The sequence below is a fragment of the Cyanobacteria bacterium QS_8_64_29 genome, from assembly GCA_003022125.1.
In the GTDB taxonomy this organism is placed as follows: Bacteria; Cyanobacteriota; Cyanobacteriia; order Cyanobacteriales; family Rubidibacteraceae; genus QS-8-64-29.
The window spans coordinates 37,159-49,774 of sequence record PXQH01000043.1 but is presented as its reverse complement, the minus strand read 5'-3'; the positions used below and the strand labels follow the sequence as shown (position 1 = coordinate 49,774).

11 protein-coding genes and 1 pseudogene are annotated in these 12,616 nt (G+C 66.0%); 6 read left to right on the top strand and 6 right to left on the bottom strand.

The window, feature by feature from the left end; genetic code table 11:
• The coding region (locus BRC58_07580) for a glycosyltransferase (GenBank protein PSP17078.1) at positions 1-202 on the top strand (202 nt) is incomplete at its 5' end.
• A 29-nt stretch (positions 203-231) separates the two neighbouring features.
• Here the strand turns inward: BRC58_07580 and BRC58_07575 are convergent.
• A complete protein-coding gene (locus BRC58_07575; protein ID PSP17077.1) occupies positions 232-762 on the bottom strand; it encodes a hypothetical protein in 531 nt (176 codons plus the stop codon).
• A 40-nt stretch (positions 763-802) separates the two neighbouring features.
• On the opposite strand from BRC58_07575, the gene BRC58_07570 reads away from it, so the two are divergent.
• Positions 803-1,411, top strand: coding sequence for a cysteine methyltransferase (locus BRC58_07570; GenBank protein PSP17076.1), 609 nt, complete (start codon positions 803-805; stop codon positions 1,409-1,411).
• Here BRC58_07570 and BRC58_07565 read toward each other — a convergent pair.
• Positions 1,408-2,145 (bottom strand): 2-phosphosulfolactate phosphatase family protein, encoded by a 738-nt coding sequence (locus tag BRC58_07565; protein ID PSP17075.1) that lies wholly within the window; start codon positions 2,143-2,145, stop codon positions 1,408-1,410. The two genes, BRC58_07570 and BRC58_07565, sit on opposite strands and share 4 nt — an antisense overlap.
• Before the next feature lie 90 nt (positions 2,146-2,235).
• On the opposite strand from BRC58_07565, the gene BRC58_07560 reads away from it, so the two are divergent.
• From BRC58_07560 to BRC58_07550, 3 genes and pseudogenes are all read left to right on the top strand, one after another.
• Positions 2,236-4,683 (top strand): phenylalanine--tRNA ligase subunit beta, encoded by a 2,448-nt coding sequence (locus BRC58_07560; GenBank protein PSP17074.1) that lies wholly within the window; start codon positions 2,236-2,238, stop codon positions 4,681-4,683.
• Positions 4,684-4,728: 45 nt separating this feature from the next.
• Positions 4,729-5,433, top strand: coding sequence for an ATP-dependent Zn protease (locus BRC58_07555; protein PSP17080.1), 705 nt, complete (start codon positions 4,729-4,731; stop codon positions 5,431-5,433).
• Positions 5,420-6,091: pseudogene (locus BRC58_07550) on the top strand (exonuclease). Before BRC58_07555 ends, BRC58_07550 begins: the two are co-directional and overlap by 14 nt.
• A gap of 27 nt (positions 6,092-6,118) precedes the next feature.
• On the opposite strand, the gene sodX reads toward BRC58_07550, so the two are convergent.
• Positions 6,119-6,382: a nickel-type superoxide dismutase maturation protease gene (sodX, locus tag BRC58_07545; protein ID PSP17073.1), complete on the bottom strand. Its 264-nt coding sequence runs from the start codon at positions 6,380-6,382 to the stop codon at positions 6,119-6,121.
• A gap of 85 nt (positions 6,383-6,467) precedes the next feature.
• Positions 6,468-6,944 carry a superoxide dismutase, Ni gene (gene sodN / locus BRC58_07540; GenBank protein ID PSP17072.1) on the bottom strand — a complete coding sequence of 159 codons (477 nt, stop codon included), beginning with the start codon at positions 6,942-6,944 and terminating at the stop codon, positions 6,468-6,470.
• A 303-nt stretch (positions 6,945-7,247) separates the two neighbouring features.
• Between sodN and ppk1 the strand changes: the two genes are divergently transcribed.
• A complete protein-coding gene (gene ppk1, locus BRC58_07535; GenBank protein ID PSP17071.1) occupies positions 7,248-9,431 on the top strand; it encodes a polyphosphate kinase 1 in 2,184 nt (727 codons plus the stop codon).
• Here ppk1 and BRC58_07530 read toward each other — a convergent pair whose 3' ends face one another.
• Positions 9,432-11,873 carry a hypothetical protein gene (locus tag BRC58_07530; protein ID PSP17070.1) on the bottom strand — a complete coding sequence of 814 codons (2,442 nt, stop codon included), beginning with the start codon at positions 11,871-11,873 and terminating at the stop codon, positions 9,432-9,434.
• Between the two features lie 90 nt (positions 11,874-11,963).
• Entirely contained in the window at positions 11,964-12,503 is a 540-nt protein-coding gene (locus BRC58_07525; GenBank protein ID PSP17069.1) for a universal stress protein, read from the bottom strand.
• Positions 12,504-12,616 lie beyond the last annotated feature (113 nt).

Genomic DNA, 12,616 nt, shown 5'->3' with positions numbered 1-12,616 from the left:
CGAGATCATCCACGACTACAACTACGCTCAGGTCCTGACGCTCGACCTGCTCGGCAAGGGCTACCGCTACGCCGAGGTACCGATCACCTACCGGTTCCGCCAGCAGGGGCGCTCGTTCGTGCGCCTCGGGCGGTACCTGCGGGCGGTGGTCCCCGCGGTCCTCCGTGAGGTTCGCACCGCTACGCCGCGCTCCACAGCCTGACAGCGGGACTGAGGGGTCCGTTGCCCGGGCTAGTCCTCGACCACGAACGCCGCGTGGTGGCGTTGGGCGTCGAGCCATGCGGCAGAGTCGATCGAACCGTCTGGGCGCAGGGCGGAGACCGCATCGCGCGCCATAGCCATGGAATGATGGGTGTTGTTGTGGGCGAACGCGCCCTGCCGCCCGAACGTCACGAGGCTGGGCTGCGACCCCGCCCAGTCCGCGACCTGCATCAGCCGTTCGGGTGTTCCGCGGTAGGCCACGGGGTACGCGCGCCGGAGCCGCCGGACGGTCACCGCGACCGGTTCCGGGATGGCGATACCGCGGTCGCGCAGGGTGGCGACCACGGTCGCAGCGAGCGTCGTCTCCGACGCCTCCCATGTCCCGTCGCTGACCTCGCACGGAATTTCGGCGCACAGCACGGTCCGGCCCCCCGGCTCGCGGGTCCTCCGGTAGTTCTTCGGTTCCGAGATGCGGGTTACCGGGGTGTCTTCCTCCGGGAAGTAATGGGCGTCGAAAGTCGTGACCCGGTCAGCGTCGAACGCGAGATAGACCAACGTCATCGCTCGGAACCGGAGACGGTCGACACCGAGGCGCCCGGCGGTGGCAGGGTCGGCGAGCTGCACGAGCAACGGCAATGGCACGGTCGAAAGCAGCGCCCGGCCCTCGTACTCGCCATCATCGGTGGCGATTGCCACGCCGCTGGGACCATTACTGGCCGGGGCAACTGAACGAACCCTCTACCTGCTCGCCTTTGCCGATGGCCAGCAGCACGAGACTCAGCTGGCGCGCTTGCAAGCCAGGCTGGGTTGCTGCTTTTTAACCGGTCGCCCCGCCCCCACAGCCGCTGCCGAACGGCAGCTGGGCGAGTACTTTAGCGGCCAACGGCAACGCTTTGACTTACCGTTGCAGCTCGCCGGGACGCCCTTCCAGCAGGCTGTCTGGCACGCCCTAGGGCAAGTGCCCTACGGCGAAACGGTCAGCTACGGCAAGTTGGCCCGGCGCATCGGCCGTCCCAAGGCAACGCGCGCCGTGGCCCGAGCCAATCGCGACAATTGCCTTCCCATCCTGATTCCCTGCCACCGAGCCATTGGGGCCGATGGCCGGCTAACCGGTTACAGCGGCGGAGTGTGGCGCAAGCAATGGCTGCTGGCGCTGGAAGGCGCTGCTGTTGGGCCATCCTTCGGCCCCGATGGGCTCGATTGGGCCTAGGAAGACTGGGCCACCAACACCCCTGGCGCTTGCTGGATGGGGAGTACCGCCAGCGCGTCCAGGCGGGCGCAGTAGGCCAAGTCGTCGTCGCCGCCCAGCCCGAGCAGGCGCTGCCCATGGCTGGAGTAGCGGAACATCTCCAGCAGCGCGTTCTGCCACTGCCGGTAGAGCGCGATCGCGCCGACGGTTTCGTCGTTGCCAATGCCATCGCGGGCCTCCGGGCCGTCTCCCAGCAGCGCATCCGCGATCGCGCCGGCGCAGAGCGTGTCCTCGAGCGAGTAGCTGCCCTGCCAGCCAGAGCCCACCAGCCAGACGGTTTGGGGTTGCGCTTGCCGCAGGTAGGACACGCAGCGCTCGCGGTTGATTAGGGCGGCGCCAATGACCGTGGCTGCCCGTTCGACGCGCTGGAACGCGCGAGTGCCGTTGGTAGTGCTCAAAAGTAGCTGCTTGTCGCCAACGTGCTCGGGGGTGGCATCGAGCGGGGAGTTGCCCAGATCGCAGCCTTCCACCTTGGCGCCGCCGCGCTCACCGGCTCGAACGCAGCTGGCCGATGGGTAGGCTTCGCTGGCCTGCATGAGGCTGTCAATATCGCTAAAGACCCGAACGGCCTGGGCGCCGGCGTGCAACGCCGTTGCCAGGGTTGTGGTGGCGCGCAGGACATCGATCACGACCGCGCAGTCGGGGAGCGCGTCGGCCGGCGTCTGCTCGGGGGTGTGGTAGACAAATAGCTTCACGGGGCAAGCGGTGCTAGCAGCATGGCCCATTTTACGGGCCAGCCGCCGGATCGGCTAAAATAAGCAGGCTGCCGCTCGGGCACTGAAGCAATGCGCATCTCTGTCAATTGGCTGCGGGAGCTGGTGGCAACCGAGCGCTCGCCGCAAGCGCTGGCCGAGACCCTAACCCTGGCCGGTTTTGAGGTCGAGGCCATTGAGGATTTGAGAACCTGGGCAGATGGCGTCGTCCTGGGTCGCATACAAGACTGCCAGCCCCATCCGCACGCCGACCGCTTGAGCGTGTGCCGCGTCGAGCTAGGAGGCACCGAGCCCGCGCAGATCGTCTGCGGCGCCCCTAACGTCCGGGCCGGCCAGATCGTGCCGGTCGCGACGGTGGGCACCGACCTGCCGGCTGCCGAGCTAACCGTTCGTGCCAGCGAGCTGCGCGGCGTTCGCTCCGAGGGCATGATTTGCTCGCTGGCCGAGTTGGGATTGGCTCAATCGGCTGAGGGCATCTATACCTTTGCCCAAGCCCCGCAGCAGTTGGGCAGCGATGCCCGCCCCTGGTTGGGACTCGATGACGTCATTTTGGATGTCACCACAACCGCCAATCGGGCGGATGCGCTCAGCATGGTGGGGATTGCGCGGGAGGTGGCAGCGCTGACCGGCGCAACCTTGCACCTGCCCAATCCGCCGGCAGTGACCCCATCGGCTGCCGAGCCGGAACCGCTGCAAGCTGCCGTTGCCTCCTCCCAGGCCTGTCCCGCCTACATCGGCACGCTCATTGCCAATTTGCAAGTGGCCCCCTCGCCCCAGTGGTTGCAGCGGCAGTTGCAAGCAGCTGGCATTCGCCCCATCAACAACGTGGTGGATGCCACCAATTACGTCCTGCTGGAGTGGGGTCAGCCGCTCCATGCCTTCGATCACGATCGCCTGCAAGCGGTTACCGGTAGTAATGACCTGACTCTAGGGGTGCGCTTTGCCCGCGAGGGCGAGTCGCTGCGCACCCTGGATGGGAGCGAGCGCACCCTCTCGCCACAAGCGCTGCTGGTTACGGCCAACGATCACCCCGTGGCCCTAGCGGGGGTCATGGGCGGCGAAGCCACTGAGGTGGATGCCACCACCCGCACCATCGTGCTGGAAGCGGCAGTGTTTGACCCCGCGACCGTCCGGCGCTCCGCGCGCAGCCAGGGCGAGCGGACCGAGGCCTCAACCCGCTACGAGCGCGGCGTCAACCCGGCCGCACTCGAGGTTGCCAACCGGCGCGCCGCGGAGCTGTTGCAGTCGCTGGCCGGTGGGGACGTTGGGGGCCAAGCCGCTGCTGGCACTCGTCCCGAGGAGCAGGACTGGCGCCAGCGCATCGAGCTGCGCCATGCCTACCTCCAGCGGTTGCTGGGCCCCATCCGGCAAGGGGACTCGCGCGAGCCCCTCCCGCCGGAAGCCGTCGAGCGGACCTTGGGGGCACTGGGCTGCCAGCTGCAAAAACAAGACCGCGATGGGGCGCTGAGCTGGACGGTGACCGTGCCGGCCCACCGCTACCGCGACTTGACGCGCGAGGTGGATCTGGTCGAGGAGGTAGCCCGCCTCTACGGCTACGATCACTTCTGCGAGACGCTGCCGGCGCGGACCCAGCCCGGGGGGCTCTCGCTCCAGCAGCGCATCAACCATCGGCTGCGCGAGGCCTTTCGCGCCATTGGCTTGACCGAAGCGGTCCACTACTCGCTGGTCAAACCGCAAGGTGACGAGATCCAACTGGCCAATCCCTTCTTTCGCGAATACTCGGCGCTGCGCCCGGATCTGATCGGCAGTGCCATTGAGGCGTGCGCGCTCAATCACGCCCGCGGCAACGGGGCGCTCAACGCCTTTGAAATCGGCCGCCGCTTTTGGCGCGGGCCAACGCAGCTGCAAGAGGAAAGCATGCTGGCCGGCATCATGGGCGGCGAGCGCTTCCCCCAGGGCCGCTGGCAGCGCTCGGGCCAAAGCGCTCCCATGAGCTGGTTTGAGGCCAAGGGCCTGCTCGAGAGCGCGTTCGCGCGCCTGCAACTGACCGTTACCTACCAGCCCAGCGACAGCGATGCGCGGCTGCACCCGGGCCGCACGGCGGCCCTGTGGTGGCAGGAGCGCTATTTGGGCGCGTTCGGGCAGCTCCATCCCGAGCTCTGCCAGCAGCGCGAGCTACCCGAAGCCACCTACGCCTTTAGCCTGCACCTGAGCGTCTTGCAGCAAGCGCTTGGGGCCGAGGAGCAGCAGTGCCCGCGCTTTCAGCCCGTCTCGGCTTACCCGGCTGCCGAGCGCGATCTGGCCTTTTTTGTCTCCCTAGCGCGCTCGGTGGGCGAGCTGACCCACGCCCTGCACGCGGCGGGGGGCGAACTACTAGAGGCCGTCGAGCTATTCGACGAGTACCGCGGCGAGCGCGCGCCCGAGGGCCAGCGCAGCCTGGCCTTCCGCTTGCGCTATCGCGCCCGCGATCGCACCCTGACCGAGCCCGAGATCGAGGCCTGCCAGGAGCGCGTGCGCTCGGCGCTGGTGACGCAATTCGGCGCCGAGCTGCGCAGCTAGCGGCGCCGCTCGGGCATAATGGCTCCCAAGAGCCGGAGCGCGACCGTGGCATCGAGTGCGCTAAACCTGCTAGCGGTGGGCATTTTTGCCCTGGCGCTGCTGGGCACGTTTGGGCCGGCATCGGGCATCTCACCGGTCGTTCCGGCGGCTACGGTTGGGGCGGTCCTGGCGGCCGCCACTGCCGACACCCTGGCCTGGCAGGGGCGCGGCGCGCTGCTGCTGCGCGATGGGCTGGCCCGGCTCTCGCCCCAGCACCGCGAGCGAGTCGTTCGCCACGAAGCCGGCCATTTCTTAGTGGCCTATTTTTTGGGCATTCCCATCACGGGCTATACGCTCTCGGCCTGGGAGGCGCTCCGCCGGCAGTACCCCGGCGTCGGTGGTGTGGCATTCGACACGGCCTCGCTGGATGCGGGCCTGGCCGACGGCCGCGAGGTTAGGTTGCTGCTGGATCGGTTTTGCGCCGTGTGGATGGCCGGGCAGGCCGCTGAGCGCAAGGTCTACGGCGACGCCCGCGGCGGGCGCGACGATCACGCCCGCATCCGTGCAGCGCTCGGCGACGCGGGCTGCTCGGCGCAGGCATGCCAGCGCAAGGAACGCTGGGCGACTCTACGAGCCAGCGAGCTGCTCGAGCAGTACTGGCGCGCTTACGAAGCCCTAGTGGCCGCCATGGCCCAGCGCGCCCCAGTGGACGAATGCTGCCGCGCCATCCAAGCGCACTGCCCGGGGGCAAGCGAGCGTGTCGGGTCCTAGCGCCCAACTGCCCCACTACCGCGCCCGCAGTTTCCGTCGGGGCAGTCGCGCCTACTTGGTCGACGAGCGCGGCCGGCACTGGCCCAGTGTCACCACTGTACTGCAAGCGACCAAGCCGCAAGCCCAGCGGGAAGCGTTGGCGCGCTGGCGGCAGCGCCAGGGCCCTGCCCGGGCGCAGCGCATTGCCGCGCAGGCCAGCCGCCGCGGAACGGGGACGCACGCCCAAATTCGGCGCTACTTGCGGGGCCAACCCCCAAGCTGTCCGGAAGGCGTCCGCCCTTATTGGGAGAGCGTGCAGCCCGTGCTGGCCGCGATCGAGCGGGTGCAGCTGGTCGAGGGCTTTGTCGCCCACCCACAGTGGCAGTACGGCGGCCGCATCGACTGCATTGCCAGCTATCGCAGCACCCCCTGCCTGTGCGAGTGGAAAACTGCCGATCGCCCCAAAGGGTCAGTGCAGCGCCTGTACGATGCGCCGCTGCAGTTGGCTGCCTACTGGGGCGCTGCCTGGCAGTGCTATCGGGATTGCGCGCTCGCGCTGGAGGGGGCGCTGTTGGTCGTTGCGCTGCCCGAGATGCCGGCGGAGGTGTTTTGGTTCGATCGCCGCGAGCTCGCTGCCTACTGGCAGCAGTGGCAGGGGCGGCTGCACCAGTTCTGGCAGCTGCCGGAGCCCCCAAGTCAGGGGGCATTACGCAAAGCGGCTGGTAATGCGACCGAGCAGGCAGCCGGGCGGAATCCAGCCGAAGGTGCGGCTGTCGGTGCTGTGCGCCGGGTTCTCGCCCTCAACGAAGCAGTCCCCATCGGACTGCACGGCCGTCACGCGCTTGAGCAGCTGCAGCCCCTCCCGCTGGGGGTGCTGCACTAGCACCAGATCCCCCACGGCCGGTTCGGCCTGCCGGTAGGCTTGGGGGTCAACGAGGATTTCTTCGCCGGGCTGCAGCAGCGGCGCCATTGAATGGCCGGCGACGCGAAAGCGCCGCCGGCGCCGCAACAACCACAGCAGCAGCTCCCCGTAGCTGCAGCGCGCTAGGGAGCCGTTAGCTGGCCTTGTACCAGACGACGTCGCTGCGCTCCTTGGTGGTCCAGAAGATGTCGTGGATCTCTTTGACGTAGCTCATGAGCTGATTGGCGCTATCGAGATCCACTTGCTGCTTGCAGGTGGAGCAGAGCTTGGTAGCCTTCCACACTTTGTCGTGCAGGTCGGGATACTGCTCGAGGTGATGGGGCTTGAAGTAGTCCGTCCACAGGATCAGCAGCTCGCGCTTGGCGATCTCGGCTTGCTCTTCCTTAATTTTGATGAAGCGCGACATGGTATTGTGGTAGTCCACCAGCGAGCGCTGGTCGTTGCCCTGCGGCGGCTCCAGGTTGAGTAGCTTGTTGGTTAGCGAGACGACCGCCTCAGCCGCGATGCGTGCGGAAGCCGGATCGTAGACGCCGCAAGGCCCGTCGCAGTGGGCGCTTGCCGCCGGAGCCGGGAACCAAGCTTTGACCTGAGCGATTGCTTGCTTGAGCATGTTTTTTTACCCGAACGCGTCCTGCCAAGCGCAACGCCGGCGATCGGCGGACACGCCGCGATCGCGGCAGCATTGGCTTCTATCAAGTTAACAAAAAACGTCCGCACTACACTAGATGGGCAACTAGCTGCTACCGCTGGTGCGCTATGACCGTTTCGCTCACCTCGCAATCCCTCCCCAAGCTGCGCGACCCCCAGTACTATAGTAGTCGTAGACCACATGTGAACGGAGCTAGCTTGTTGGGCAAAACTCTGGGGCTCTCTCGAACTAGGAGTTGAAGCTCTCAGAGACAAGCCCACTTATCTGTTCACGATCCATGTGTTTTTGCTATACTTCAACCGGGAGCTGAGTTGGCTAGCCTTTAACGAGCGCGTTCTGCACGAGGCACTCGATTCGCGCACTCCGCTGCTAGAGCGCCTCAAATTTATGGCCATTTTTAGCTCCAATTTGGATGAGTTTTTCATGGTGCGCGTGGCCGGGCTCAAGCAGCAGGTGGAGGCAGGCGTTACCCAGCTGACGCCCGACGGGCGGACGCCGTCGCAGCAGCTCGAGGCGATCAGAGAGCGTCTGCATCCCACCGTGGAGCAGCAGGACCAGCACTTTGAGTACAACCTGCGGCTGCAGCTGGCCTCGGAAGGCATCCACCTGATCGACTATGTGGACCTGCACCAGGAGCAGCGCAGTTACTTGCAAGCGTTTTTTGAAGAGCAGATCTTCCCGGTGCTCACGCCGCTAGCGGTGGATCCCAGTCACCCCTTCCCCTACATCTCCAACCTGAGCTTGAACCTGGCAGTAGTGGTGCGCTCGCCCGAGACGGACCAGGAGCTGTTCGCGCGCATCAAGGTCCCCAAGGTGCTGCCGCGCTTCATCCAGCTCCCCGAGGAGTTGGGTCACTCGCCCCAAGACCCGGAGCAGTCCGTCTCGGTCTGGACGGGGGTCCCGCTCGAGCAGGCGATTGCCCACAACCTGGAGTCGTTGTTCCCCGGAATGCAGGTGCAGGAGTGCTACCCGTTCCGCATTACCCGCAACGCCGACCTCACCGTCGAAGAGGACGAGGCCGACGACCTCATGCTGGCGATCGAGCAGGAGCTGTGCAAGCGGCGCCGTGGCGGCTCGGCCGTGCGGATGGAGCTGCATGCCTCCACCCCAACCAACGTCCGCAACATGCTGATGCGCGAGCTGGGCTTGGCCCAGGGCGATGTCTACGAACTCGACGGCCTGCTGGGCTTGAACGATCTGATGTCGCTGGCAGAGCTGCCGCTGCCCCAGCTCAAAGATGCCCCCTGGACGCCGGTAACGCCGCCTCGCTTGCAGCGCACCGAGCGCGCGCAGTCCAGTGCTAGCGACTCCCTCAGCGAGGACGACCCCCAACGGCGGCTAGAGGTCGGCCAGGATATCTTTTCGGTCATTCGCGCGGGGGACTTGCTAATCCATCCCCCTTACCACGACTTTAGAACGACCGTGCAGCGCTTCATCCAAGAAGCGGTCGAGGACCCCCAGGTGCTGGCCATCAAAATGACGCTCTACCGCACCTCGGGGGACTCGGCGATTGTCAATGCCTTAATCCGAGCGGCCGAGCGGGGCAAGCAAGTCGCGGTCCTGGTCGAGCTGCGGGCGCGCTTCGATGAGGAAAACAACATCATCTGGGCGCGCAAGCTCGAGCAGGCAGGCGTCCACGTCATCTACGGGCTGGTGGGGCTCAAAACCCACACCAAAGTTGCCCTGGTGGTCCGGCGCGAGTCGGATCGCATCCGCCGCTACTTCCACATCGGCACGGGCAACTACAACCCCAAAACCGCTGGCCTCTACACGGATTTGGGCATTCTCAGCTGCCGGACGGAGTTGGGGGCCGATCTCACCGACCTGTTCAACTACCTCACCGGTTACTCGCACCAGCGGGCGTACCGCCAGCTATTGGTGGCGCCGGTGAACTTGCGCGATCGCATGGTCGCCCTAATCCAGCGCGAGGCGCAAAACTGCCGCAATGGGGGGTCGGGGCGCATTGTCGCCAAGATGAATGCGCTGGTGGATCCCCAAATTATTGCCGCCCTCTACGGGGCCTCGTGCGCCGGGGTCAGCATCGATTTGATCGTGCGCGGCATCTGCTGCCTGCGCCCGGGGGTAGAAGGCGTCAGCGACAACATCCGCGTCATTAGTATTGTCGGGCGCTTTTTGGAACACTCGCGCATTTTTTACTTTTACAACGCTGGCGAGAGCGAGTACTACCTGGGCAGCGCTGATTGGATGCAGCGCAACCTCGACCGGCGCGTGGAAGCCGTGACCCCAGTTTTGGATGCCAACATTCAGCAAGAGCTGGCCGAAATTCTGGGCATCATGCTGGCCGACAACTGCCAGGCTTGGGAGCTGCAGTCCGATGGCAGCTACCAGCAGCGCCAGCCTCCCTCCACCGATCGCGCCCAAAGCAGCCACCAGATCCTGTGCGAGATGGCGCTCGAGGCCGCCCGTAGCGTGCAGGAGCGCGGCTAGCTACCCCTCGATCAGATCCCAGAACCGCTCGCTCTCGCCCAGCGCATCGAAGTCGGAATCGCGCTCGGCCGTCTCCCGGTAACGCGGCTCGAGCTCGATGGACTTTTGCAAGCTAGCCAAGGCCGGCTCGAGTTGGGATTGCAGGGCGTAGTAGGCTGCTTTGTTGTAGTGCGCGCTGGCACGCTCGGGGTCCAGCTCTAGCACGCGATCCAGGCTCTGGATGGCCTCGTTGTAGTTGCCCAGCTGGTAGCAGGCGTAGCTGCGGTTTTCCCAGGTCTTGATGGCCTTGGGGCGATGCGCCAGGGCCCGATCGAAGGCGGCGACCGCTTCCTCGTAGCGCTCCAGCTCCTGGAGGGCACAGCCGCGATTGCGCCAGGCAATGGGATCCTGGCTGCGGTACTCTAGGGCGCGATCGAACGACTGCAAGGCCTGCTCCGGTTGCTTGAGCTTGCCAAAGGCCACGCCGCGATTGATCCAGGCCTCGGCGTAGTCGGGCTGGACTTCCAGGGCCTCATCGAAGCTAGCGATCGCGTCTTGGGAGCGCTGCAGCCGTCCCAGCACCACGCCGCGGTGAAACAGGGCCTTGGCGTGGTCGGGCTTGCGCTTGAGGGCCCCATCCAGGGCTTCCAGCGCCTGCTCGTAGCGCTGCAGCTCCTCCAGGGCAATCCCGCGCCGGTAGTGCAGCTCGGGACCCTCGGGCTGGCGCTCCAGCGCGCCCTCATATTGGGCTAGCGCGCGCTCGGGCTGCCCCTCGGCCAGCTGGGCGTCCCCTTGCTGGATGTAGTCCTCGATCCGCCAGAACAGCTCGGGGTGGAGGGATTTGAGCGTCTCCAGCTCGCCGGAGAGCGCTTGCAGTTGCTCCTTGCTCTCGCGCAGCTGCTGCTGCGTCTCGCTGGCAAACGACTCCGCCACAAACTGCGGCGAAAACTCGGCCAGTTCTTGCAGGATTTTGTCTTTCTGGCTCTGGGCCTCGGCCTGCAGCTGCGAGAGGCGCTCGCTGGTCTCGCGCTCCCACTGCTCTAGCTGCTGTAGGGTCTGGCCCTGGCGCGACTCGGCGCTCGAGCGCAGCTCGTCCAGGCGTTGCTTGAGCTCGGCAACCAGGGCATCGAGCTTTTCGCCGATGGTGTTTTTCTGCGATTCGGTCTCGGCGCGGAACGCTTGCAGCTGGCGGATGGTTTGGTCTTTGTGGCCGTCGGCATCCGACTGCAGCTGGTCCAGGCGCTCTTTAAACTCGGACTCCAGCCCCGCCAGCGTCTGGCGGATGCGATCTTGCTGCTGCTCCAGATCCGCCTGCAGCTGCGAGGCGCGCTGCGAAAAGTGGGATTGAGCGCTCTCGATCGCCTCCTGGGCTTGGCTCTGGCGGGTTTGGACCGCCGACTGCTGCTGCTCGAGCTGGGTGTCAAAGTCAGCCTTGGCGCTGTCAAAGCCCTGAATGAGGCGGTCTTTGTGCTGCTCGATTTCGGTCTGGAAGCCCGAGAAGCGGTTCTGAAAGTCGGTGCGCGCGCGCTCGATCTCTTCCAGGCTGCTGCTTTGGCGCGCCTGCAGCTCCGATTGCAGCTGCGAGGCCTGCTCGGTGAGCTCGCGCTCGCGCTGCTGCAGGGTCTCGAGTAGGCGATCGCGGGCTTGGATGAGCTGTTGTTGGGCTTGTTGCTCGGCCTCATCCAGCTGGGGAGTCAGCTGCTGCGCGTGCGACTGCAGCTGCTGGGCTGCTTGCTGCTGTTGGGCTTGCAACGCCTCGCGCAGCTGGGCCAGTTGCGATTCGAACCCGTCCTGGGACTGCTGCAGCTGCGCCAGCAGCTCGTCCTTGCGCTGCTGGGCAGTCTGTTGCAGCTCGCTCAGCTGCTGGCCGAAGGTCGCCTCCCAGTCCTGCAGCTTTTGGGCGGTGCTGCTGCGGTGGGTGCCGAGATCGCCAAGGACCTGTGACTGCTGCTGCGAGGCTTCCGAGACCAGCTGCGAGAGCGTCTCGCGCTGAGTGCCGATTTCTTGCTGCAGCTGCTCGGCCTCGCGACTGAGCTGTTGGATGCGCTGCTGGGCGCTCTCGAGCAGCTCGCTGGCTTGCCGATCGGCCTCGGCGACGCGCTTTTGCAACGCATCCACCTCTTGCAGGTGGCTTTGGACCGTTGCTACCACCTCGCGGACGATCGCGCGCCGCAGCAACCAGAGGGTGGCAATAAAAATCGCCAGCAGCAGCGCCAGCACGCCCAACAGAACGTTGAGCAGCGTTACCGTCTGCTCCAGGGCGCGATCAGCTTCGGCTTGCGCTTGGCCCTCAGACTGCAGCTGCACCCAATCGGGTTGGCCTGCCGGTAGCGAGGACTCCTGATTGAGCAGCGGATCCGGCGAAGCCGAGGCATCGGCCACGCCCACCGACAGGAAACACACGGAGAAAACCAGGCTGCTTCGCAGCGCCAGCGCAAACAGGCTTCGCGTTCCGCGTGGCATGAGCGCTCTCTTGCTGTCCGCGATCGCGGGCGCGGTGGCGCACCTCGGCAGCCGACGGTAGCACATGGCTGCGGCCTGTCGCGCTCAGGCCTAAGGCTGGGCGAGGGCTGCTGCTCCATCGGCCTCAGCCTCAGCCTGGGACGGGCGCGAGGCATCGGCAACCCAGACGGCGCAGGGGGCGTGGTTGACCACGTGGTTGCTAACCCGACCCAATGACAGGCGGCGCAGGCCGGCCCGGCCGCGCCGGCCCACCACCACCAAATCGACGTTCCAATCGCGCGCAAACTCGCAAATGCGGCGGCTGGGCTTGCCGGCAACCTGCACGTACTCCGCCGAGATGCCTTGGGCTTGCGCGCGCCCCACCAACGCTTGCAGGCGATCCAGGCTCTCGCGCTCGAAGCTTCCCCACTCGTGGCGGTAGTCGCGAATCATCTCGCCGCCGTACTGCGGGAAGTAGAGGTTGGTCACGGACAGGCCCGGTTGCAGGTTGGGGGCCGCACGCTCGCGCGAGGTCAGCACGTGGAGCAGATAGAGCGTCGCGCCCGAGAGGCGCGCCAGATAGAGCGCCTGCTCGAAGACGACCTCATTGACGGGCGAGCGATCCACAGCAGCCAGAATGCGCGCTAGCATCGGTCCCTCTCCCGCAAGCTCGACAGCGCTCGCTCGATCTGGGGGACTGCCCCCGATCGGTTTTACTTTTGTTATAACAAAGGGCTCGGAGAGCGCAACGAGGCAGGGGCCAT

Bases quoted from the DNA above. Each gene is read 5' to 3' on its own strand.
- BRC58_07575 (PSP17077.1), bottom strand. From the start codon at position 762: ATGACGTTGGTCTATCTCGCGTTCGACGCTGACCGGGTCACGACTTTC.
- BRC58_07560 (PSP17074.1), top strand. From the start codon at position 2,236: ATGCGCATCTCTGTCAATTGGCTGCGGGAGCTGGTGGCAACCGAGCGC.
- sodX (PSP17073.1), bottom strand. From the start codon at position 6,382: ATGGCGCCGCTGCTGCAGCCCGGCGAAGAAATCCTCGTTGACCCCCAA.
- sodN (PSP17072.1), bottom strand. From the start codon at position 6,944: ATGCTCAAGCAAGCAATCGCTCAGGTCAAAGCTTGGTTCCCGGCTCCG.
- BRC58_07530 (PSP17070.1), bottom strand. From the start codon at position 11,873: ATGCCACGCGGAACGCGAAGCCTGTTTGCGCTGGCGCTGCGAAGCAGC.
- BRC58_07525 (PSP17069.1), bottom strand. From the start codon at position 12,503: ATGCTAGCGCGCATTCTGGCTGCTGTGGATCGCTCGCCCGTCAATGAG.